Source organism: Vibrio anguillarum, assembly GCF_001989995.2.
GTDB classification, from domain to species: domain Bacteria; phylum Pseudomonadota; class Gammaproteobacteria; order Enterobacterales; family Vibrionaceae; genus Vibrio; species Vibrio anguillarum.
Genome location: NZ_JAHGUP010000040.1, coordinates 1 through 23134, shown reverse-complemented (window position 1 = coordinate 23134; position 23134 = coordinate 1). Strand labels below are relative to the sequence as shown.

Here is a 23134-nt window from a genome sequence, read left to right as displayed (position 1 = left end):
CTAAATACCATAAGATAGCGATTTGAAAGGTACATGATATAGCGCCTATCCGTACCAATACAATCACTCATGACTAGAGTGATTATTTCTTAATCAAGAGTGAGTCAGGATTGATCTAAAGGCTGTTATGAATCAGCTCGATATGATTTAATCAATGACATTGACATTCAAGTTGGGAAAAGGAACCTATGAGTATCGTATTTGAAATTGTTAACCAAGCTCGCCGTAAAAATAAACTGAAACGTGAACTGCTAGATAACGAGAAAAAAGTTCGTGATAACCGTAAAAGAGTTGAATTGCTTGAAAACTTACTCGATTACATGAAACCGGATATGACCCACGAAGAAGTCATGGCGATCATCAATAACATGAAAGCCGATTATGAAGATCGCGTCGATGATCACATCATCAAAAGCGCAGAAATTTCAAAAGAGCGCCGTGATATTAGCCGTCGTATCAGCGAGCTGACCGATAAAGATAAACAAATGACTCAAGGCAAAAAGTAAAATTGATGCCGACCATCTTCGAAACCCGTCTTAAGACGGGTTTTTTTATGGCCAAAACATTCACAAAACAAATCAATATTTCTATCAACAAAAAGTGCGATAAATTTTATGTGATAGACATTAAACGTTTGCGTAATCGCTAACCTTCACCGAACCTAGTTTTGAGTCTTTTATCACATATTAGCTATTGTTATATTTATACACAGTAAATCAATTATGACCATTCGAGGCACGGAGCTTCCTCACTTATCTCACGGCGAGAAGATTGGTACCGACATCGTTCGGCATATATTAAGAGGGTCAAATTATGGAAATGAATGTGGTTGAAATTTTGGGCTATGCAGCTTCGATCATGGTGGCAATCTCGCTGACAATGAAAGATATCGTTAAACTGCGTATTCTTAATTTTGTTGGTTGTGCACTGTTTACCGCTTACGGACTCATGATTGATTCATGGCCTGTAGTGCTCACCAACGGTTTTATCGCCTGCGTAAACATCTACTTTTTAGCCAAGATGCAACGAGAAAAAAAAACGGCTGACGCCAAAAGCGCTGCATGATAAACCCAAAATAATAAAAATTGACGTGTAAAAAAATGCTCTGCCACGATGACAGAGCATTTTTTATCGATAAATCAGAGAGCAAAAGCATAAATAGCCAAGCAAAAAGCCTCTAGCAGGGGGATACATAGAGGCCATAAGGCTAAGTATTACTCTTCGTCATCGTGCATAGTTGCCCAAGCTTGAGCACATTTCACCGCACGTTTCCAACCTTTATAGCGACGATCGCGCTTCTCTTCATCTTGATGAGGAACGAATGTTTTATCGATCACGGCTTTATCAACAAGCTCATCCAAGCTTCCCCAAAAGCCAACCGCAAGACCAGCTAAATAGGCTGCTCCTAGCGCGGTCACTTCCGTCACTTTAGGACGGTGTACTTCGGTATCAAGCACATCTGATTGGAATTGCATTAAGAAATTATTGGCTACCGCGCCACCGTCTACGCGTAATGCTGACAGTTTGATGCCAGAATCAGCTTGCATTGCATCAAGTACATCACGTGTTTGGTAAGCGACACTTTCCAAGGTCGCACGAATAATATGGTTCGAATTCACGCCACGCGTTAAACCAACAATCGTACCACGGGCATAAGCATCCCAATACGGCGCGCCTAAACCAGTAAACGCTGGCACAACATAAACGCCGTTGGCCGTATCAACTTTCGTAGCGAAATATTCTGAGTCATGCGCATCTGAAATCAGTTTCAATTCATCACGCAACCATTGAATCGATGCACCGCCCATAAAGACTGCACCTTCAAGCGCGTAGTGAGGTTCACCAGCAGGGCCACAAGCTAGAGTTGTTAGCAAGCCATTATGTGAGGTGACTTTCTCTTTACCTGTGTTCATCAATAAGAAACAGCCAGTGCCGTAAGTATTTTTTGCTTGGCCCGCCTCAACACACATCTGCCCATAAAGCGCAGCTTGCTGGTCACCCGCAATTCCAGCAATAGGAATACGTGTCCCGCCTTTACCACCAATGTTGGTTTGGCCGTAAACTTCGGAAGATTTCTTCACTTCAGGCATCATAGACAAAGGAATATCAAACTCTTTTAGGATTTTCTCATCCCAATGCAAGTTGTTGATATTGAAAAGCATAGTGCGAGATGCATTGGTATAATCCGTAACGTGAACACGGCCTTGTGTCATGTTCCAAACGAGCCACGAGTCAATTGTACCAAACAGTAGTTTTCCAGCCTCGGCGTCTTCACGAGCCCCTTCGACATTATCCAAAATCCATTTGATTTTGGTGCCAGAGAAGTAAGGGTCAAGCACTAGGCCTGTATTCTCACGAATGTACTCTTCTAACCCTGGGCGGGCTTTCAATTCTTCACAAATGGATGCGGTACGTCGACATTGCCATACAATCGCATTGTAGACTGGTTTACCCGTTTCTTTGTTCCACACCACCGTAGTTTCACGTTGGTTGGTAATACCAATCGCCGCAATTTCATCACTACGAATACCAGCTTTGCCAAGTGCTTCTACTAGCGTCGAACTTTGCGTCGCATAAATTTCCAGTGGATCATGTTCAACCCAGCCAGCTTGAGGGTAGATCTGGGTAAATTCACGCTGAGAAACACTGACAATGTTAGCATCATGATCTAACACTACAGCACGTGAGCTTGTTGTTCCTTGGTCAAGGGCAACAATATATTTCTGCTCAGTCATGGTCTTTTCCTTATCTTTCACGTTAATCGTTTTATAAAGTGTTGTCGTTATTTTAGACGTGAGCTTGCTCACTTTCTTCTACGTCATCACACTGGTTTGGAATGGTGCAGCCTACGCCGACAGTAGGTAAGTACGCGCCAATAAATTTAGGGTAAGCCCATGCCCCAAAACAGGCACCAGCAATAGGAGCAATGATAGGTACGATGAAGTATGGGATATCTTTTGCACCTGTTAGTGCGTAGTCCCAGCCAGCTAAGTAGGCAAACAATTTAGGGCCAAAATCACGCGCAGGGTTCATTGCAAAGCCAGTCAATGGGCCAAGTGAACCACCGATAACCGCAATCAGAATACCAATCAGCAATGGGTTCATTGCATTGCGATGTGCGCCGTTATTTTCATCACCTAGTGCCAAAATAGCGAACATTAATACTGCTGTGATGACAAATTCGACCGCCAATGCACCAACAAATGATAATGAAGCATTAGGGTAGGTAGAAAAAATACCCGCTGTGGCTAACGCTTCTTGACTGCTACGTACAAAATTGTGTGCGATTTCATAATCAGTAAAAAGGTTGCTGTACAAGCCGTAAACCAGAGCAGCAGAGCAGAATGCACCGAGCATTTGCGCCGCAATATAGGGAAGCACTTTCGCTTTATTAAAGCCATGAAAGGCGGCCAGTGCAATGGTCACAGCTGGATTAATGTGAGCGCCAGAAACACCCGCAGTGCAATAGATGGCAATTGCCACACCTAAGCCCCACATGATGCTGATTTCCCACTGACCAAATTGTGCGCCAGTAAGAACTAAGGCAGCAACACAGCCTACACCGAAAAAAATCAGCAATCCGGTGCCGATAAACTCCGCGATACACTCTCCGAGAAGAGTATGTTGTTTTGTTCGAGTCATAGTAAGTGTCCTTGTTTATTTTTTGTGTACACAATGTTTGTGTGTGGCAAATTTTGCACATTTTTCTTCCCACGAAAATTAAAAAACAGCATTTATGAGCGTTCGAACACAATTTTGTTACTTGCAATATCGTTTTTTGTTAATTAACTCATTATTTTGATCTTCTGCTCATTAACGCAGAGCTTAACAAATGATAGGAAACTAAGGGTGTCTCTATAAACAACGACATAATCAAGTGCAATAACGGATAGAGATATGATTTCATACTGCTAAGAGAGGCATGATGACGAAGTCATCGGATCAGCTCGTAAGCGCATTTGTTCTCTAAAATCCACTTCAGTTGTTAAATTAACCCAACCTAAATTGTTAAATCGTTCATCATTTTGATATGAAATAACATACAAAGATGAAATTACCGCCAAAATGAAACACAATTTCGCTCATTCGCGCTTTTGTGAGCAATATATCGAACATTTTCTATTGAAAATGCCACACTAAATATAAGTTTTTCATCGAATAAGGTTTCACCATGACCACAACCACACGATTTGAAACCGATGTTGTTATCATTGGTGGCGGAGCAACCGGTACTGGGATCATGCGCGACTGCGCACTGCGCGGCATTGCGTGTATTTTGCTAGAAAAGGATGATATTGCTTCTGGTACCACCGGGCGAAATCACGGTTTATTACACTCAGGGGCACGTTACGCAGTTACCGATCCTGAATCGGCCAAAGAGTGCATCCAAGAGAATCAAATTTTAAAAAATATCGCTAGACATTGTGTAGAGAAAACCGACGGCCTGTTCATTACTCTGCCTGAAGACGATCTTGCTTTTCAGAGCACGTTTATCGACGCGTGCGCTCAAGCTGGGATTACAACCGAGCCGCTTTCTGCCAAAGAAGCACTGCGTTTAGAACCTCACGTTAATCCAAACCTTGTTGGCGCGATCAAAGTACCCGATGGCACACTCGATCCTTTTCGTTTATGCGCTTCCAATGTGCTAGACGCCAAAGAGCATGGTGCGCGGATCATGAACAAAACCATTGTGACGTCGCTGATCCGCCAAGGTGACACAGTATTAGGCGTGCGCTGTTTACAGCTCAACACTCATCAACAATATGAGATTTTCGCCAAAGAAGTGATTAACGCAGCTGGAATATGGGGACAAAACATCTGTGAATACGCCGATCTCAACATCAAAATGTTCCCCGCGAAAGGCTCATTGTTGATCCTTGATTATCGTATCAACAACCTTGTGATCAACCGCTGTCGCAAGCCTTCTGATGCCGATATTCTTGTCCCTGGTGATACCATTTCACTGATCGGTACTACCTCTGAACACATTGACTACGACCAAATTGACAACCTGCACGTGACTGAAAAAGAGGTTGATATACTCCTGGCCGAAGGCGCGAAACTGGCCCCCATCATGGCGAATACTCGTGTATTACGCGCTTATGCGGGTGTGCGTCCATTGGTCTCTATTAATGATGATGGCAGCGGCCGAAACATCAGTCGCGGCATCGTATTACTTGACCACGAACAACGCGATGGATTGAAAGGCCTCACCACGATTACAGGCGGTAAATTAATGACTTACCGCCTAATGGCAGAATGGGCGACCGATTTAGTCGCTAAAAAACTGGGCAACAATACTCCTTGCGAAACTCATACTCGCGCCCTACCCGGCTCCAACGAAACCCCAAAACAGGTCAAAAAAACCGCCAGCATTGCCAAACCCGTCTATGAATCGGTTCTTTATCGCCATGGTGAGCGCGCACAAAATTTCTTATCTGATGATGCAAAGAGCCAAGCGGTTATTTGTGAATGTGAAATGGTGACCGCGGGCGAAATTGAATACGCAATTAAACAACTCGATGTAAATAACTTGGTCGATTTACGTCGCCGCACTCGTTTAGGTATGGGGCCATGCCAAGGAGAGCTTTGCAGCTATCGCGCCGCCAGCTTATTTCAAGAATATGGTCACGTTTCGGGAAACCAATCGAGCCAACTGTTGGTTGAGTTTTTAGAAGAGCGCTGGAAAGGCATTAAACCGATTTTCTGGGGAGATGCACTGCGCGAAGCTGAATTCAGTTACTGGATTTATGAAGGCTTGTTCGGAGCCAATGACATTCCAACGCAACACAAGCAAAATGAAAGTGAGGAGACGTTATGATGAAATACGACGTCACAATTATCGGTGGTGGAATTGCAGGTTACAGTGCTGGTCTTCGCTGCTTACAAGCGGGTCTAAAAACTGCACTGATCAGTCAAGGCCAAAGTGCTCTGCATTTTTCATCCGGTTCCATCGATGTTCTGGGTAAACTGCCTAGCGGCGAAGCGGTTGAATCCCCTTTGCTCGCCATTGAAGCATTACGTCAACAAGCCCCGAATCACCCTTACAGTAAAATTGGCGCTGACACTATTTCGCAAGGGTTAATGTGGTTTCAAAAAACGCTGCAGCAGCGCGGCATGCCGCTGACACACCAAGCGGACAACAGTAACCACTATCGCATTACTCCGATGGGGACATTGAAAGCCACTTGGTTATCACAACCTTATGTTTATCAACATAAAGCAAATGCTGATTTCAAGCGTATTGTGCTGCTCGCCATCGATGGTTACCGAGATTTTCAACCACACATGCTGCAAGATAACTTACGCGCTCTACCTGCATTTTCGGCTATCCCAAGTGAGATCATCAATATCACGATTCCGGGTTTCGAAGCACTTCGCCATAATCCCAACGAACTGCGATCCATCGATATTGCTCGTTTGCTCAAACAACCACATGCATGGCGCAGTTTTTGTGATCAACTGATCCGTCATGCCACTGTGCAAGATCTAGTGATCCTACCTGCCATCATGGGCAATGGTGATGGGTTAACCTTACTGAACAAACTCAAATTGGAAACCAACTTGCAGTTGCATGAAGTCCCAACCATGCCGCCATCATTAATGGGCATCCGCATTGAAGAGACACTCAGCCGAGCTTTTTTAACCATGGGTGGTACCCATTTAAAAGGCGATAAAGTCATCAGTGGTGAATTTGATGGTAACCGTTTGACCGCCATTCATACTCAAAATCTCAATGATATGCCGATTCAAGCTGACCATTTCGTGATGGCTACAGGGAGCTATTTCAGCCAAGGTTTACAGGCTTCTCATCACGGTATTAGCGAACCCGTGTTCCAATTAGAGACGGAGAGCTGTCATGATCGCGCTCTATGGCGAAACCATGCCTTTTTCTCAGCAAACTCTCACCCTTTCATGACCTTTGGTGTGCTGACCAACACGTCACTGAACCCAACTCATCAAGGTAATATCATTACCAATTTATACTGCTGTGGTTCGATGCTCGCGGGTTATGATCCTGTCTTTGAAGGCAGCGGTGGAGGCGTTGCTATTGCCAGCGCTTACCACGCTACCTCTCAAATTATGGCTCAAACTCAATCTCGACCAGCCATTCAGGAGGTATTAGCATGAGCACCTCTTTTGTTGAAGCCGCACCCAAAAATACCTCTTTTGATCAATGCATCAAATGCACTGTTTGTACCGTTTATTGCCCGGTTGCTAAAGCAAACCCACTCTATCCGGGGCCAAAACAGTGCGGACCGGATGGCGAACGCTTGAGGATTAAAAGCGCAGAGTATTATGACGACCTACTCAAGCTCTGCACCAACTGCAAACGTTGTGAAACCGCCTGTCCTTCCGGAGTAAAAATTGGCGATATCATTGCTGTGGCGCGTGGCAAACATGGTAAAAAAACGCTGAGTCCAAAGCTGGTGCGTGATTACGTGCTGAGCCATACCGATCTTTTTGGCACGATCGCCACACCATTTGCACCGATAGTGAACGCTGCTACGGCTATGCCGATGGTAAAAAGACTGATGCACAAGACCATTGGTGTGCACGATCATAAATCACTTCCCAAATATTCACACGGCACGTTTCGTCGTTGGTTTAAGCAGAACTGCACACGCCAACCCCTGTATAACCGGCAAGTGACCTATTTCCACGGCTGCTACGTTAACTATAACCACCCGCAGTTAGGTAAAGATTTTGTCTCTGTGATGAATGCGATGAATATCGGCGTACGGTTACTGGATAACGAGAAATGCTGTGGTGTACCACTGATTGCCAATGGTTTTCACGATAAAGCACGTAAAAATGCGCTATTGAATGTGAAAAATATCGAAGCCGCGGTAGTTGATCGTCAAACGACGCTCCTCTCCACCTCATCAACGTGTTCGTTTACCTTACAACAAGAATACCCTCATGTTTTAGGGGTTGATAATAGTAAGGTGGTCAAACAAATCGAGTACGTCACGCGCTTTCTACTCAAAGAGTTCATGAGCGGTAATGCGCCTAAAATGAAACCCGTTAACTTGAAAGTGGTTTACCACACCCCTTGCCACCTTGAACGCAGCGGTAATGTCATTTTTACCATTGAATTATTAAAAATGATCCCAGGATTGGAGTTAGTGGTCTTAGACAGCGAATGCTGCGGCTTAGCGGGAACCTACGGTTTTAAAGAAGAGAACTATGACGTTTCAATGAAAATTGGCGCGCACCTGTTTGATGCAATCAAAACATCGCAAGCTGACTATGCGATTACCGATTGTGAAACCTGTAAATGGCAAATTGAAGAAAATACCGCGTTAGAAACCATTCATCCAATTAGCCTGCTCGCCATGGCGATTGCCTAGTTTATACACCTAGCATTGAGAGTAAAACAGGCCACATTGTGGCCTGTTCTCATACTGCTTGTACTGTGTGAACATTCGTTTTCTAAGCGTTATTTAGATAGCGGGCGCTGCTGGCAGTGCTCAATTGCATTGGCCAATAATTCTAACGCACTGGACTGAGACTCTGGTAACTGCGCTTGGCTACGGCTAATCGCGGTAACACGCTCGCCCCATTTGATGTGCCCAGCCCCCCAAGTTAAGCCCGCCCCGAAAGCAGCCACCAGCAGGTTATCATTCGGTTTGATTTTCCCTTGTTCTACCGCTTCACACAATGCAATAGGTACGGTCGCGGCAGACGTATTACCATAGTGTTGAATGTTAACGAATGCTTTATCTTGGCTAATACCTGATAAGTCACATAAGGTTTGAATGATGCGAATATTCGCTTGATGCGGGATCACCACATCGACTTGTTCGGTTGAAAGACCGGAACGCGCCAACACAGTTTGCGCCGCTGCGCCCATGCCTCGAACCGCGCGTTTAAAAATCTCTTTCCCAACAAAATCAAAATCCCAATACCCATTGTCAGCGGCAAAACGATCCATCGATGAGCCAAATTTAGGCACCGCCAAAATATCACGCCCTTCTGCATCACAACCGATTTGTGCATCTTGCAAACCCACTACTTTATCGGTTTTACTCAAGACAACAGCACCAGCACCGTCACCAAACAACACGGCGGTATCACGTTTGGTCCAATCAATGTAAAAAGAGAGACGCTCAGCACCCACCACTAACGCATGGCGGTAATGGCTTGCTTGCATTAAACGCGTCGCTGTTTCTAATCCATAAACAAAACCGGTACAGGCTGCATTTAAGTCAAAAGCGGCTGCATTTTTAATCCCAAGATTCTGTTGCACTTTCGAGGCAATATTCGGGATAAGAGAATCTGGCGAACAGGTTGCGATGATGATGAGATCAATCTCAGTTGCATCAATCCCAGCACAAGCGATGGCGTGTTGGGCGGCCACCGTAGCTAAATCCGAGGTATTCACATGGCTAATGCGGCGCTGTTCAATCCCGGTGCGAGTTTTAATCCACTCATCGGAAGTTTCAATAAAGGTGCTAAGATCATGGTTTGAGAGCGTTGCAGGTGGTAGGCATTTACCCCAACCTGTAATTTCGGCATAGAATTTTGTCATTGTTAACCTGTTTTTGTTGTATTTTCTAATGCAATCCAAAGACCTAAAATTAAAAACTCATTGTATGAAAGAGAAATGAGACTCAAAAGGTCTTTTTGATGTCAGTCAGTATACGCGCTTTTGCTCTGACGTTAAGTCTAGTGCGTTAAATGCGACTGGAGCAAAACACAAAAATAAAGAGAGGAAACCATGTCAACATTTAATACTCGTTGTCCTTCGTGTCACGCAATGAACCGAGTTCCGATAGAACGAGTGACAGAAAGCCCAAACTGCGGTAAATGCCAAGCTCCCCTGTTTGATGGAGCGCCCATTGAAGGAACGGAAGCCAATTTCGAAGCACTGCTTAATAGTCGCCAACCCGTTGTCGTCGATTTCTGGGCACCTTGGTGTAATCCGTGTGTGGGTTTTGCTCCGGTATTCAGTGATGCTGCGACAGAACGAAAAGGAAACATTCGCTTTATAAAAATTGATACTGAAAGTGAACAAAGCCTCGCCACAAAATTTCAAATTCGCAGCATTCCAACCATTATGGTGTTTAAAAATGGTCAACGAGTCGATATGATCAATGGCGCTTTACCAAAAAGTCAATTTGATCAATGGTTAAACCAAGCCATATTGAAATAATCTATCATTATAACCAATAATAAAGTTGGCATTTTTTATCGATTTATGCCAACTTTACTGCTCATTTCTCTTGCTTTATTTTCGATTAATAAAATTAATCGTTAAGAACATAATTTTTCGTTTTACATTTCTCAATATCAGCTCCATATTCGCCGCAAAATATCCCATCAATTCTGGTTTTGAGGCAAAGTCAATGGACAACATTACTGTGAACGCGTCTTCACCTCGCATTTCCGTTCCGGTCATTGCGCTATCGCTTTATGCGATTGCCTCAGGCTATTTAATGAGCCTGATCCCATTGATGTTGCCGCACTACGGGCTTGAGAGCTCATTGGCAAGCTGGCTTGCCAGTGTCTTTTACGCTGGCTTATTGATCGGCGCATTAGTCGTTGAACCTGTTGTCAACCGCGTTGGCCACCGAAACGCTTTTGTATGGTGCTTAGCGCTGCTCATGTTAACCATTTTTGCCTTACCTGCTCTGCACTATGCCAGTGCTTGGTTAGTGGCACGTTTTGTTGCTGGTATTGCGGTGGCTGGTGTCTTTGTCGTTGTCGAGTCTTGGCTATTACATGGTGATGAAAAAGGCCGAGCAAAACGCCTTGGTATTTATATGGCGGCGCTTTACGGCGGCACGGCATTGGGCCAATTAGGGATTGGTTATTTAGGCGTATCAGGCGGCGTGCCTTTCATTGCCATCATTACCTTGCTATTAATCGCCAGTGTGGTGCTGATTTATGGCGAATCTGACCAACCGTCAACTCAGCATGCCGTCAGCCTATCACTGAAACAGGTACTCAAACTAAACCATGCCGCCTTGCTCGGTTGCGGAGTTTCAGGGCTCACTTTGGGAGCTATCTACGGTCTAATGCCTGTTGAATTGGAACAACGCGGTATCAGCCATACCGATATTGGCAGCTTAATGGCGCTTGTAGTTTTGGGTGGCATGGCGGTGCAACCTATGGTGCCTTGGCTATCAAAGTTTTTGGGCCGAACACTATTAATGGCACTGTTTTGCTTGATTGGCTCTGCGGCGATTACCATAACCTTGTTCGATTCAACGATGATGATATTAGCTGCCAGCTTGTTTTTTTTAGGCATGGCGACGTTTGCCCTGTACCCAATCGCCATCAACTTAGGTTGTGATAAGCTCGATGCCAATTACATTGTCTCGGCGACACAAGTTATGCTGTTTAGCTACAGTATCGGCTCTGTGGTTGGCCCCGTGATCGCTGATTGGTTTATGCAAAGATCGCAAGGCTTAATGGGTTATCTCTTTATTGCTTTACTGGCGACTTGTATTTATATGTTGGCTTCAAGCCTCAAAACCAAACGCCAGTGGGTGGCGGGGAAATAAGTCGCAGCAAAGCCGATCATATTTTATCGCAAGGCGCACGGTTCAATCGTTGATGGCGATTTGATGCATGCGCCTTTGGTTTTTCTGGTAGTGCACGTTTTTCATGCAGTAGATGGCGGATCGCCAATATAGGGTGAGAGAGCAACATTCTTGGCCCTGCGTAACGCATCACCAATCTCATTTGTTCTTTCGGCTCAGGCTTATAGCAATGAATTGGGCAACGGTTGCAGGTGGGTTTATGTTGGCCATAAGGACAGCGATCTAAGCGTACTTGCGCATATTCCAACAAGGTTTTGCAACACGTACAGAGGCCAGATTGACAGCGATGATGGCGCTGACAATAAATGTTCACCATCGCCTCTACGGTGCGAAACTCACTGAGTAGCTCTCCCGTTAAAAGATCGCTATGCATTTTTTCCATTGCCAATAACTCCCATTGAGATCGCAGATAAAAACAAGTATCCTGCGCCACCTTGTTCCTCATGTACCCAAGACTTTGTGTCAAAGAGCAGACGACTATGAACCGCAAAAAGAAAATTAACCAAACACTGCAAAAGCATCTTAAAAAGAAGCATGCCAAGCTGCACGGCAGCAATAAGCCTCGTTATATTTCAAAAGCTGAACGTGAAAAATTAGACGCAGAGCAAGCCGCTTCAACCAGCACGGTAGATACCCAACATAGTGAGATTGTGCCTGCTGAAGGTGAGCTACAACAGTAAGTCTTGCTCGATTGGAACAAACTGGCTGGCGACATCAATAAGGCTTTGAGCCGTCAGCCTTGGTACTCCGTACACTTCTACTTTTTTGTTAAAACGCTGTTTAATCCGTTCGACCAATAGCTCGAAATCACCATCTCCTGATACCAGAACAATCACATCCGCTTGCTCTGCCAGCTCAATCGCATCGAGAGTAATACCGACATCCCAATCCCCTTTTGCACTGCCATCACGACGCTGAATGAAGGGCTTAAGCTGAACCTCAAAACCAATACCGCGCAAAATATGGTGGAACTGGCGCTGCTTAGGATCTTGGCTAGCAATCGCATAGGCATTGGCTTTGATCACCTCTCGCCCTTGAGTGGCTACATACCAAAATTGGTTGTAATCAAAATGCTGGCGGTACTTCTCTTTACAGGTGTAATAGACGTTTTGAACGTCGACAAGAATGGCAACTTTTTCCATGAGCTCTCTTCTCAAATAGAAACAAAAACAGCGGCTTGTTCGCCGCTGCTTTGCAAATTGCGCTTAGTATACGCCAAACCACTTCAATTTGTCGTGCAAGCGAGTCACACTGCCGACCACAATCAAGGCTGGGCTTTGTGCTTGTTGCGCTAAAAGGGGTAAATCGTCAAGCGAGCCCGTCAATACTCTCTGTTTATCTGTAGTGCCGCGTTCGATAATCGCGCAAGGCGTTTCTGCGCTCAGGCCAGCATCCAACAAGTTTCGTGTGATATTCGGGCACTGCTTTAACCCCATATAAAAAACCAAGGTTTGATTATCTTGCGCTAAACATCGCCAATTGATCGCTTTACCTTCTTTTTGTAAGTGACCCGTAATGAACTGCACACTTTGCGCGTGATCACGGTGCGTCAGCGGAATCCCCGCGTAAGCCGTGCAGCCTGCTGCTGCCGTGATCCCCGGAACCACTTCATAAGCGATATGATGTTCAGCCAGCGTTTCGAGCTCTTCACCACCTCGGCCAAAAATAAAGGAATCACCGCCTTTCAAACGGACAACTTTTTTACCTTCTTTGGCTTTATCGACCAGAATTTGGTTGATCTGATCTTGCGGCACACAATGAAAATCCAACTGTTTGCCAACGTAGATCATCTCCGCGCTGCTTGGCGCCAGATCTAAAATCGCTTGCGAAACTAAACGATCATACACCACCACTTGCGCTTGGCTGATCACGCGTAGCCCCTTAACCGTCAGTAGATCGGGATCGCCTGGCCCTGCGCCGACTAAAGAGACAAAACCGCGACTCGTTACACTGCTTACCATGATTACTCTCTACCTTATCGACAAAAGGATATCGTCATTAAGCGAGGTTAAACCTCACTTAACAATGGTTAGCCAAGGTTGCGTTGTGGCAAGGTTTTACCGTGAGTCATGTAAAGGCTTAACCCGGTAAATAACAAGCCGCCCACTAAGTTACCCAATGTGGCCGGAATTTGGTTCCACACCAACCAATCACCAATGGTAAATTCAGCCCCGAGCATCATACCAAGTGGGAACAGATACATGTTCACTACGGCGTGTTCAAAAACCAAACCGAAGAAGATAAAAATAGGTAACCACATTGCAACCACTTTGCCGCTCACAGTAGTTGATGTCATAGCACCGACAACACCTAGACACACCATCCAGTTACACAAGATGCCTTTCACAAACACGGTGATCCAGCCATTAATACCGTGTTCGGCAAAGCCAAGAGTGCGAGCAGTAGACGCTTTGATAAACGCTTGCCCAACCGCGCTCGGCTCGATACTGAAATTCATGGTGAAGGTTAGCGCCACTAAAAAGGCGACGGCAACGGCACCGATTAAGTTACCTAGCCCAACCAAGCCCCAATTCCGTAGAACGCCCGCTTTGGTTACTCCGGCGCGTTTTTCAAACAAAGCTAAAGGTGCTAAAGCAAAAACACCCGTTAATAAATCAAAACCCATTAGGTTCAAAATACAAAATCCCACAGGGAAGACCAGAGCGCCAACAATAGGCACTCCGGTTTGCACAGCCGCAGTAATGGCCACAGCGACTGCGATAGCAAGAATCGCCCCCGCCATAATGCCGCGAATCAGGGTATCGCGCGTTGACATGAAGATTTTGCTTTCGCCAGCGTCAATCATTGTTTGCACAAAATCGGCAGGTTTTACATAAGACATAATGGTCCTTATTGTCACCAAAGTTAAAATTAAAAAGGGAAATTGAATAGATAAAGGCTCCCAACCATCAATGCATCACCAAGAGAACTCGATGAACAAGGAACCTTTTTGCTATTGAATCTCATCGTCTCAAAAGCGGCTGTTAAGCCGCGACTTCGACCACACCGTCGGTGACTCGCGCGGCATAAGCTTTCACGCTAACGCGTTCATCTTCCATACATTGGCCTGTTATGAGATTGAAACGCTGCTTTTTAAGCGGGCTTGCTACCCAGAACTGCTCTTGATGTTGGCAAATAAAACCGCGTGACAACACATTGGCTCGAGCAAAGGGATCCATATTGCTTATCGCCATCACTTCTTGCGCTTCAGTCGGACGGAAGAGAGCCACTTGTTCACCATTAACCAGTGCACACACACCCGTTCCGGGAACAATGTCATTAATGTCACAGATGGCTTGAAATACTGTGTTATTGGCCATGGTTATTTCTCCAAAACAGGGGTAGAGATTGCCGAATCAGCAAGCGCAATGTGGAATATATCGCCTTTGGCTTCTGGGTGTTTTTCGCTATAAGTCGCAGGACGGTGCTGCTCACGAGCGCTGACGAACACGACGTTCTCATCGCGTAAATCAGAATTAATGAAGTGAGTAAAACGAGTTAATTGCTCAGGATGATTAAGCGTTTCTGTCCATTCACAGCGATAATCAGCAATAAGCTTCGCCACATCCGCTTCGAGTTGATCGTTAATGCCCAACTTATCGTCCACAATCACTTCACGCAGGTAATCAACACCACCTTCTAGGTTGTCTAGCCACACTGAGGTGCGTTGTAATTTATCGGCTGTGCGAATGTAGAACATCATGAAACGGTCGATGTATTTCAGTAGTGTTGCTTCATCTAAATCAGAGGCCAGCAGATCCGCATGTCGAGGCTTCATACCACCATTACCGCAGACATACATATTCCAACCCGCATCGGTCGCGATCAGGCCTAAATCTTTCCCTTGCGCTTCGGCACATTCGCGGGTACAGCCTGAGACACCAAACTTCATCTTGTGTGGTGTACGGATACCTTTGTAGCGGTTTTCAATCAGCACACCCAAACCGACGCTATCTTGCACACCAAAACGACACCACGTACTACCGACACACGTTTTTGCCATGCGCAGAGCTTTCGCATACGCTTGACCTGTCTCGTATCCAGCATCAATCAGTTTGCGCCAAATCTCTGGTAAATCGTCTTTTTGAGCACCAAATAGACCAATGCGCTGCGCGCCCGTCACTTTGGTGTAAAGTTTGTATTCTTGAGCGACATTCGCCAGCACCGCAAGCGCTTGTGGTGTGACTTCACCACCCGCCATGCGTGGGATCACCGAATAAGTACCGTCTTTTTGCATGTTACCCAAGAAGTTATCATTGGTGTCTTGCAAACTGACCAGCGATGGCGAGAGCACATGATCCCCCCAACACGAGGCCAGAATCGAACCAATTGTTGGCTTACAGACTTCGCACCCATAACCGCGTCCATGTTTTGCCAACATCTCATCAAAACGTTTGATACCGTTAATGCGGATCAAATGGAACAGCTCTTGGCGTGAATATGCAAAGTGCTCACAAATGTCGTTTTTGACTTCCACACCCGATTTAGCCAATTCCGCATTCAGAACCGACGTCACTAAAGGCACGCAACCACCACAACCGGTTCCTGCCCCTGTCACCGCTTTAATCGCGCCGAGCGTATGATGACCATCGGCCACGGCTTGGGCAATTTTCGCTTTAGTCACATCAAAACAAGAGCAGATCACCGCAGTATCAGGTAGTGCATCCGCGCCTAATGCCGGTTTTTCAGCGCCAGCATGCGCGGGTAGAATCAAGGTGTCTGGGTGTTTGGGCAGCTCAATATCATTGAGTTTGAGTTGCAGTAAATCGCCGTAATCTGACGTGTCGCCAACTAAAACTGCACCAAGCAGTTTTTTACCATCTTCAGAAACGATAATGCGCTTATAAACTTCATCTTCTTCATTTTGATAGACGTAGCTTTTACAACCCGGAGTTCGTCCATTGGCATCACCAATCGATCCCACCTTCACGCCCAGCAGTTTGAGCTTGGCGCTCATGTCTGCACCACTAAATTGGCTCTCATTGCCCACAAGATGATCAACCGCAACCGTTGCCATTTTGTAACCAGGAGCGACCAGACCGAAGAAGGTTTGATTCCAAGAAGCACATTCGCCAATCGCGTAAATATCAGGATCGGATGTTTGGCAGTGATCGTTAATGGCAACGCCACCACGCGGCGCGATGTCTAGGCCCATATCACGAGCTAATTTGTCCTGAGGACGTATCCCTGCGGAAAATACGATGAAGTCAACTTCCAAATCCGAACCGTCGGCAAACTTCATGGTATTACGAGCGGTCTCGCCTTGAGCAACGATCTCTAGCGTATTTTTGCTAGTGTGAACTTGCACCCCCATCCGCTCAATTTTATTACGCAGTTGTAAACCGCCTTGCAAGTCAAGTTGCTCAGCCATTAATACCGGAGCAAACTCAATCACATGGGTTTGTACGCCCAACGCTTTCAGCGCGCCAGCCGCTTCAAGGCCAAGTAAACCACCGCCTATCACTACGCCACTTTTGCTCTTTTTCGCGCACGTTTCGATGGCCTTTAGATCTTCAATGGTGCGGTAGACAAAGCAGTCTTTACTTTCATTGCCTTTGATTGGCGGTACAAAGGGATAAGAGCCAGTCGCCAAGACTAATTTGTCATAGCTCACTTCACGGCCAGTATTTGAATAGACCACGCGCTTTTCGCGATTAATGTTAACCGCCCGCTCGCCCATCAAGACATTAATCGCATGCTTTTGATAGAAACCCGGCTTAACGAGCGAAAGCTCTTCAGCAGTATGGTGCGAAAAGTAGGAAGAAAGATGGACGCGATCGTAGGCAACACGCGGTTCCTCACAAAAAACCGTGACATCAACAGCCGATGCCTCCATTTTTTCGACCAAATCTTCGATATAGCGATGGCCAACCATGCCATTACCGATAACAACCAGCTTCATCCTGCTCATATGGGTTCCTAATTATGGTAACGTTTCATTGAGCGAGATTTTTAATTATGAAAGAAAATGAATTACTGATGTAAATCAATTACAAACTCAAACTACCCTAAAGAGGTAGCCATAAAGAGGAGTATCAGAGAAAAATAAACACCTTACCGTGAATACTAGGGGCCGACAGGTATAGGAAGATAATTTATATAGTATGATCACTTCCAATCAAACCTGATCATTTACAACAAAACTTGTCAGTTTTCCTCTGTCAAAACACTTGGCAGAAGTTATATAAACAACTTAAACACGCTCATTATGCTTTAGAGTAGAAGCTTATGACGGCGTTGTTCCTCCCCCCTTTTAGGGGGAGGGAATTAATTTCGTGAGTATTGGGTATGCTATTTATGATGAGCGATATAGGTTGTTGGAATGTTTTTGCCCCGAAGCTTCTTACGCTTTTAAACACACCATGCATAGTTAGCCAGTTTTGGTATACAAAAAGGGCTCTTCTCCGCTTAGATGAGTCTATAAATTAACAATATAATCAGTAATGCATTGATTTATAATCACTTACCGTCTTATATCTCAGTGTTGTAGTTTGTCGTTATTATCTTCCGCTCTATTTAACTTTAAAGGCCAATCCGTACAGTCTGTAACGCTCGAAGAAAGCTCTCATTCAGTACTCGTCAAATGCAAGCGAGATAGACGCTGTAAAGTTGTTGACCCTGAGACTGGAGCACCGCGCACAGTCGACCACTATGTTCACCGTCGCCTGTCGGATTTACCTGTCAGTGGTCGCCCTTGCGTTATAGAAATTGAATTGGCTCAGACAAGAGATAGGCTCGGCCGAAGGTTGATTGAAGCGACTGATTTTGTTGATAAGGGGAGTCGTTATACCAAGAGATTCTGTCACTTTATTAGTGGACTATGTCGCTATATGAGCATCCACGCAGTGTCTAAGCATTTAGACATACGCTGGGAAACCGTGAAAAATATCGATAAAGCATTTCTGTTATCTACCTTGCCCGCTTTAGAGCCTAAGAATTTGACCAACCTTGTTCATATTGGCGTTGATGAAGTCGCCAGGGCTAAAGGCCATGACTATATGACCGTCGTTTATGATCTAGTTTCAGGACAACTTATTTGGGTTGACCATGGGCGAACTTCAAACGTACTCATCAACTTTTTTGAACAATTATCACCGCAAACGAGAGACGGCATCCAAGCGGTATCAATGGATATGGGGCAATCTTACCAATCAGCAGTGAGAAACGCTCTTCCGAAGGCAGACATCGTTTTTGACCGGTTTCATGTTATGCAGAATTACTCTCTTCTGATAAGGAAAGAGCGTAATAAAGCGTTTAGGAAAGGAACACATGACGAGAAGAAAATGCTTAAGGGGACGCTATTTTTACTCCTCAAAAATGCGCCGAAATTAAGCGATAATCAGTCAGATAGGCTAGATGATTTACTTGAAAGCAATAAGACTCTTTGTACGATTTATATGCTCAAAGAGCAGCTTCAAGCCTTATGGGATGAACGTCATTTTGACTTGATGATCGCAGCGCTTGATGCGTGGTGCCAGCTTGCTAAAAAGACGAGGATCTTGTCTCTCATCAACTTTGCAGACGCGCTTTGGGAGAGAAGAGTTGGGATCTGCAATTATGCAAAATATAAGCTGACGAATGCCCGAGTGGAAGCTGGGAATGTATCGATAGGCCTTCTTAGACGGAGAGCCCGAGGAGTCAGGGATACTGATTACTTTAAATTGAAGATTAGACAAACCTCAATCCTAGAAACTCACTCTACCATTTACCCAGAAATCAAGCTCATTTAAGCGGAGAAGAGCCCAAAAAGTAATGCGTGGCAAAACGCAAGACCTGACCCGTTGCCCTTTCTAAACGTTTGGTGGGCTGGCGGTAGTATCTTTTAAGCCTCATTAAAACAGTTACTCAGCATGTATACTAATGGCATACATTTAGCTCTTAGTACCGACACTAATGCTTAATCAAGCATATCTACTAACTTCGTTTAAATTTTACGTTAAGTAATTGGTTATCTTTGGTTTCAACTCCCTAGTAGGAGTTGAATGGATCTACAGGGTATATTACTACTTTAGGTTAAGTCACGATTCCTTGGTAGCGGTCACAAATTCCATTTCTTTCAGCTACTTACTTTGTAGTACAATCATACTCATATGAAGGTAATGTATCTCTAGGAATTATCATACATTTCCCAACCACTTGGTATAACCTTATGAATTTTAGGTATTTTGATGAATGATCTTGTGACAATGGGCTTGATTGGTGTTGCTATAGTAGCTGTTCTAGGTTTAGGGATCCGTGTTGTATTGAAGTTTAAATCTGGCAAAAGCGTTAAGAATAGTTTGAAAGATGTAGACATCGGTGGCGACTTTGTTGGTCGTGATAAGAAGTGATAAATGACTTTGTTCAATCAGCTAAGAAACGTTCTAATTAAAGGTGATTATGCAGGGAGGGACATGGTAAAGAATGTCCTTCCTAAGCCAACTCAACTTGACCACCTATCAAAAGCTTATAAAGATGAGGTCACTGGCGAGCAGCTGACCTTTGAGTTTATTGATGAGTTGCAACACTATAAGACCAAAAAAAAGAAGCGTAGAGACCTAGCACAGAAACTGTCTGATGTAGGTCTTTCAGAGTTTATTGAAGATGCAGAAGAGCTAAAAGAGCTAATTACTAAACTCATTTTAAAGTATCAACATTACAACTCAGCACAAAAAATAATCACTTATCTTCTTGCAGATGTTGAGTCTATTTTTAATACAGAGATTAAACCGAAGCTACACCCTAGTATTTCAGTATCTGAAGTGAAAGTTCTCTTAAGAACATGTGTTGAAATAGAGATCTCTGAAAAGTTAGGGGAAAATGTTTTAGAGATATACCATAGGCAGATTAATGGGATGGTATTTTATTTGACTGGTAACTGTCATCTGGAGTGGGATGAATGTTAGTTTATAACAAGTCTATAGACGTAAATCATACAGTCTTAAGGTTATCTGCTTTATCGATGGAGTTAGATGGAAAAGAAGTGGAAAAGGATAGGCTGAGAATTCTTGATTTTATTTTGGCACACCCTGTTCATATATCTAAAATGAAACTTGGTCGAGATATGGTCAAAGAAAGGAATGTGTTTAAGTCGTTTACTAATAACTATCAAAACTACAGTGATAATAACCTATTTGAGATTATGAAACCTGTTCAAGATATGGCTATTTGTTACTTAGAAACTCTAGGTGTTATTAGCTTTGTAAAAGAGACGAATAGATTAGCATTTAATTATGATAAAGTATCTCCAGAGATAAAAGATATTATTTCTAAAGAACTAAATAGTATATCATCACAAGCAGTGTCTTTTATAAAAAAGCACCTTATAGATATGGACTTAGTAGGTGATAATGGTTTGAAGTCTGCAAGTAACTTAATGGGATGTAAATATGATGCTATATAATCCATCATTAAGAGTCTCGAGGCTTATCGCTACAAAAAATAGTAGTTATATGTATGACGAAGACTTTCACCATGGAATAAATATTCTTAGCGGATGTAATGGTGGAGGAAAGACCTCAATTATCCAACTGTTAGTTTTTGGGATGGGGTATGAAGTAACTAACTGGAAAGATGAAGCTGGTGCATGCGATTCCGTATATGTTGGGCTTAAGGTAAATGGCATTGATATTACGATAAAAAGAGATATCAATGGTAAAGAAAAACAACCAATGTGGTTTTGTTTTATGCCAATAGCCGATGCTCTAAATACTGGGATTGAAAACTGGAAAAAACACTCATATTCATCTCAATACGATAGTATTAGCTTTTCTCAAAAGTTGTTTGACATTCTTAATATTCCTGAAGCCAAGGCGGATGCAAATAACAATAATGTTACTATACACCAAGTGTTAAGACTTATTTATGGTGACCAATCTAACGCTTCAGGTAATATTTTTAATATCGAGCCATTTGACTCTGCATTTAAGAGGGAGTCTATAGGTAACTACCTGTTAGGCTTGTACGATAACGATCTTTATGCCTATAAAATAGCACTTATTGAAGAAGATAAGAAACTCACCAAGTTAGTCTCAGAGATTACAGCAATACACTCGGTTGTTGGTAAAACGTCATTTTCTAGAGAGTATAGCTCCATTGAAGACGAAAAGAAGGACTATTTAAAGCAGATCGTTGAATTAAATCAGGATGTTATTAATAGTAAATTAGAGTCTTTTGGTGAATATAAGGATGAGAAGTCTACATCTGAAAAAATCGCTATTAACAACATTAAGCTGAAAACAAGCCTTTATGAGTGTGAGAGTGAAATAAGAACACTTCAGTATGATATTGAAGACTCTGGACAATTTATCTCAGAAATGAAAGACAAAAAATTAGCTATTAAAGACGCAATTGTTGTTAACAAATCAATATCAAACTTCTCTTTCCAAGTATGCCCTTGTTGTCAATCCAAACTGAACTCAGTGAAAAAGAATAGTTGCGGATTATGTGGTTCAGAAACTAATGATAAAGGTGAAGCAAACGAAAATTTATTGCGTATGTCAAGCGAAATAGATCTCCAACTTGCTGAGTCTAATCGAATAATAGAACGAAAAAATAAAAAACTTACCGTTCTTGAAGGAAAGAGAAAAGACTTGAGAACGCAGTTGAGAAAAAGTATTTCGGAAAGTTCGTCTGTCATAACATCTATAAATAACAAGAATGAATCAAAGATATTTGGTTGCTATCAGAAGATTGGTTATCTAGAAGAAAAAATTGAGAACCTAGATAGAATTGCTGAATTATTAAATTCAATAGCGGAGCTTACTGACGAAAGAGATAGGACTCAAAAGGCAGTCAACGATCTTAAAGATAAAATATCTAGAAAAGAAAATGTTTATAGATTGAGAGAACCTGAAGTTAGAGAATGTATTTCAAAGAACCTTATCTCAGTTCTTAAAAAAGATATTGGTTCGGAGGATGAGTTTGCTTCTGCTAAAAATATAGAATTTGATTTTGCCTCCAATAGTATATCAGTAAATGGTAAATCATCTTTTTCTGAAAGTGGTATGGTCTATTTATACAACTCATTTAGGCTAGCATTATTGATGACATCATTGGAGAAAACATACCTACGTGTTCCGAGGTTTTTGATTCTTGATGGTATTGAGAATGGCGGTATGGAAGATAGTCGTTCTAAAAATTTTCAAAAAGCTATTCATGATCTTCTTTCTGATTCTCAAGTTGAGTTTCAAATTATTTTTGCAACCAAGAGTATTGAAGAGTCGTTAGACAATAATGATTATATTGTAGGAACGACATTTACCAGAAATAGTAAGAGTTTGAATTTCAAAGCATCAAAGGCATAGTAATAAAACTATGTGAAAGTCTATAGATACATAGACTTTAATCATCAGTAAATAACTCAATGTTGTAGATAAGAGAATTTGGCCAGCCACATTTAGGATGGCCAAATCGTTGCAATACCAGAAGTAATCCGATAAGACAGGGTGCTCTACGGATGGTAACTCGGAATTGTCCAAACTTTTGTCAGGCCGATCTTCGCTGGCTCATTTTTGCCCCATTATGCTCCAGAGTGGAAGCTGAACCGTTCTGTTCCTCCCCCTTTCAGGGGGAGGTTAGGAGCTGTCTCTTATACACAAATC

General features: G+C 43.5%; 22 protein-coding genes. 13 read left to right on the top strand and 9 right to left on the bottom strand.

Annotated features, from left to right (window positions below):
* Nucleotides 1-188 precede the first annotated feature (188 nt).
* Together PL85_RS10810 and PL85_RS10805 are read left to right on the top strand one after the other, a co-directional pair.
* Nucleotides 189-506 (top strand): DUF496 family protein, encoded by a 318-nt coding sequence (locus PL85_RS10810; RefSeq protein WP_115340243.1) that lies wholly within the window; start codon nucleotides 189-191, stop codon nucleotides 504-506.
* A 307-nt stretch (nucleotides 507-813) separates the two neighbouring features.
* Nucleotides 814-1065 carry a YgjV family protein gene (locus tag PL85_RS10805; protein ID WP_013867916.1) on the top strand — a complete coding sequence of 84 codons (252 nt, stop codon included), beginning with the start codon at nucleotides 814-816 and terminating at the stop codon, nucleotides 1063-1065.
* A gap of 149 nt (nucleotides 1066-1214) precedes the next feature.
* Here the strand turns inward: PL85_RS10805 and glpK are convergent, their stop codons facing one another.
* A complete protein-coding gene (glpK, locus tag PL85_RS10800) occupies nucleotides 1215-2735 on the bottom strand; it encodes a glycerol kinase GlpK (protein WP_115340244.1) in 1521 nt (506 codons plus the stop codon).
* A gap of 52 nt (nucleotides 2736-2787) precedes the next feature.
* Nucleotides 2788-3642 (bottom strand): MIP/aquaporin family protein, encoded by an 855-nt coding sequence (locus PL85_RS10795; protein ID WP_010319894.1) that lies wholly within the window; start codon nucleotides 3640-3642, stop codon nucleotides 2788-2790.
* Nucleotides 3643-4171: 529 nt separating this feature from the next.
* On the opposite strand from PL85_RS10795, the gene glpA reads away from it, so the two are divergent.
* Genes glpA through glpC form a run of 3 tightly spaced genes read left to right on the top strand, consistent with a single transcriptional unit; the run spans nucleotide 4172 to nucleotide 8354 of the window.
* Nucleotides 4172-5821 (top strand): anaerobic glycerol-3-phosphate dehydrogenase subunit A, encoded by a 1650-nt coding sequence (gene glpA, locus PL85_RS10790; protein WP_115340245.1) that lies wholly within the window; start codon nucleotides 4172-4174, stop codon nucleotides 5819-5821.
* Nucleotides 5818-7131 carry a glycerol-3-phosphate dehydrogenase subunit GlpB gene (gene glpB, locus PL85_RS10785; RefSeq protein WP_017046392.1) on the top strand — a complete coding sequence of 438 codons (1314 nt, stop codon included), beginning with the start codon at nucleotides 5818-5820 and terminating at the stop codon, nucleotides 7129-7131. Before glpA ends, glpB begins: the two co-directional genes overlap by 4 nt.
* Complete coding sequence (glpC, locus tag PL85_RS10780; protein ID WP_094130348.1) at nucleotides 7128-8354, top strand: anaerobic glycerol-3-phosphate dehydrogenase subunit GlpC; 1227 nt, start codon at nucleotides 7128-7130, stop codon at nucleotides 8352-8354. Before glpB ends, glpC begins: the two co-directional genes overlap by 4 nt.
* An 89-nt stretch (nucleotides 8355-8443) precedes the next feature.
* Here glpC and PL85_RS10775 read toward each other — a convergent pair whose 3' ends face one another.
* Nucleotides 8444-9535, bottom strand: coding sequence for a ketoacyl-ACP synthase III (locus PL85_RS10775; protein WP_026027878.1), 1092 nt, complete (start codon nucleotides 9533-9535; stop codon nucleotides 8444-8446).
* 189 nt (nucleotides 9536-9724) lie between these two features.
* Between PL85_RS10775 and trxC the strand changes: the two genes are divergently transcribed.
* Both trxC and PL85_RS10765 read left to right on the top strand, forming a co-directional pair.
* On the top strand, nucleotides 9725-10159 hold the full coding sequence (trxC, locus tag PL85_RS10770) for a thioredoxin TrxC (protein ID WP_017043322.1): 435 nt from the start codon (nucleotides 9725-9727) through the stop codon (nucleotides 10157-10159).
* Nucleotides 10160-10352: 193 nt separating this feature from the next.
* Nucleotides 10353-11513 (top strand): MFS transporter, encoded by a 1161-nt coding sequence (locus tag PL85_RS10765; protein WP_047689642.1) that lies wholly within the window; start codon nucleotides 10353-10355, stop codon nucleotides 11511-11513.
* Between the two features lie 16 nt (nucleotides 11514-11529).
* On the opposite strand, the gene PL85_RS10760 is transcribed toward PL85_RS10765, so the two are convergent.
* On the bottom strand, nucleotides 11530-11934 hold the full coding sequence (locus PL85_RS10760) for a nitrous oxide-stimulated promoter family protein (RefSeq protein ID WP_202599014.1): 405 nt from the start codon (nucleotides 11932-11934) through the stop codon (nucleotides 11530-11532).
* Between the two features lie 97 nt (nucleotides 11935-12031).
* Between PL85_RS10760 and PL85_RS10755 the strand changes: the two genes are divergently transcribed.
* The gene (locus PL85_RS10755) at nucleotides 12032-12232 is read left to right on the top strand and encodes a DUF2986 domain-containing protein (protein WP_010319684.1); all 201 of its coding nucleotides are present in this window, start codon (nucleotides 12032-12034) and stop codon (nucleotides 12230-12232) included.
* Here the strand turns inward: PL85_RS10755 and PL85_RS10750 are convergent.
* The 5 genes from PL85_RS10750 to nirB form a co-directional block, all read right to left on the bottom strand.
* The gene (locus PL85_RS10750) at nucleotides 12221-12694 is read right to left on the bottom strand and encodes a LabA-like NYN domain-containing protein (protein ID WP_010319683.1); all 474 of its coding nucleotides are present in this window, start codon (nucleotides 12692-12694) and stop codon (nucleotides 12221-12223) included. The genes PL85_RS10755 and PL85_RS10750 overlap by 12 nt on opposite strands.
* A 63-nt stretch (nucleotides 12695-12757) precedes the next feature.
* Nucleotides 12758-13513 (bottom strand): uroporphyrinogen-III C-methyltransferase, encoded by a 756-nt coding sequence (gene cobA, locus PL85_RS10745; protein ID WP_017047244.1) that lies wholly within the window; start codon nucleotides 13511-13513, stop codon nucleotides 12758-12760.
* A gap of 68 nt (nucleotides 13514-13581) precedes the next feature.
* The gene (locus PL85_RS10740) at nucleotides 13582-14394 is read right to left on the bottom strand and encodes a formate/nitrite transporter family protein (RefSeq protein WP_094501277.1); all 813 of its coding nucleotides are present in this window, start codon (nucleotides 14392-14394) and stop codon (nucleotides 13582-13584) included.
* Between the two features lie 142 nt (nucleotides 14395-14536).
* Nucleotides 14537-14872 (bottom strand): nitrite reductase small subunit NirD, encoded by a 336-nt coding sequence (gene nirD / locus PL85_RS10735; protein ID WP_115340246.1) that lies wholly within the window; start codon nucleotides 14870-14872, stop codon nucleotides 14537-14539.
* Nucleotides 14873-14874: 2 nt separating this feature from the next.
* Complete coding sequence (gene nirB, locus PL85_RS10730) at nucleotides 14875-17463, bottom strand: nitrite reductase large subunit NirB (RefSeq protein ID WP_047689633.1); 2589 nt, start codon at nucleotides 17461-17463, stop codon at nucleotides 14875-14877.
* 580 nt (nucleotides 17464-18043) lie between these two features.
* Between nirB and PL85_RS10725 the strand changes: the two genes are divergently transcribed.
* From PL85_RS10725 to PL85_RS10705, 5 genes are all read left to right on the top strand, one after another.
* Nucleotides 18044-19282, top strand: coding sequence for an ISL3-like element ISVa7 family transposase (locus PL85_RS10725; protein ID WP_115340247.1), 1239 nt, complete (start codon nucleotides 18044-18046; stop codon nucleotides 19280-19282).
* 438 nt (nucleotides 19283-19720) lie between these two features.
* Nucleotides 19721-19882 carry a hypothetical protein gene (locus PL85_RS10720; RefSeq protein WP_157727323.1) on the top strand — a complete coding sequence of 54 codons (162 nt, stop codon included), beginning with the start codon at nucleotides 19721-19723 and terminating at the stop codon, nucleotides 19880-19882.
* Nucleotides 19883-19945: 63 nt separating this feature from the next.
* Nucleotides 19946-20437, top strand: coding sequence for an ABC-three component system protein (locus tag PL85_RS10715; RefSeq protein WP_197056808.1), 492 nt, complete (start codon nucleotides 19946-19948; stop codon nucleotides 20435-20437).
* Entirely contained in the window at nucleotides 20431-20934 is a 504-nt protein-coding gene (locus PL85_RS10710) for an ABC-three component system middle component 5 (protein ID WP_088718053.1), read from the top strand. Before PL85_RS10715 ends, PL85_RS10710 begins: the two co-directional genes overlap by 7 nt.
* Nucleotides 20921-22837 carry a coiled-coil domain-containing protein gene (locus PL85_RS10705; RefSeq protein WP_115340249.1) on the top strand — a complete coding sequence of 639 codons (1917 nt, stop codon included), beginning with the start codon at nucleotides 20921-20923 and terminating at the stop codon, nucleotides 22835-22837. Before PL85_RS10710 ends, PL85_RS10705 begins: the two co-directional genes overlap by 14 nt.
* Nucleotides 22838-23134: the final 297 nt, after the last annotated feature.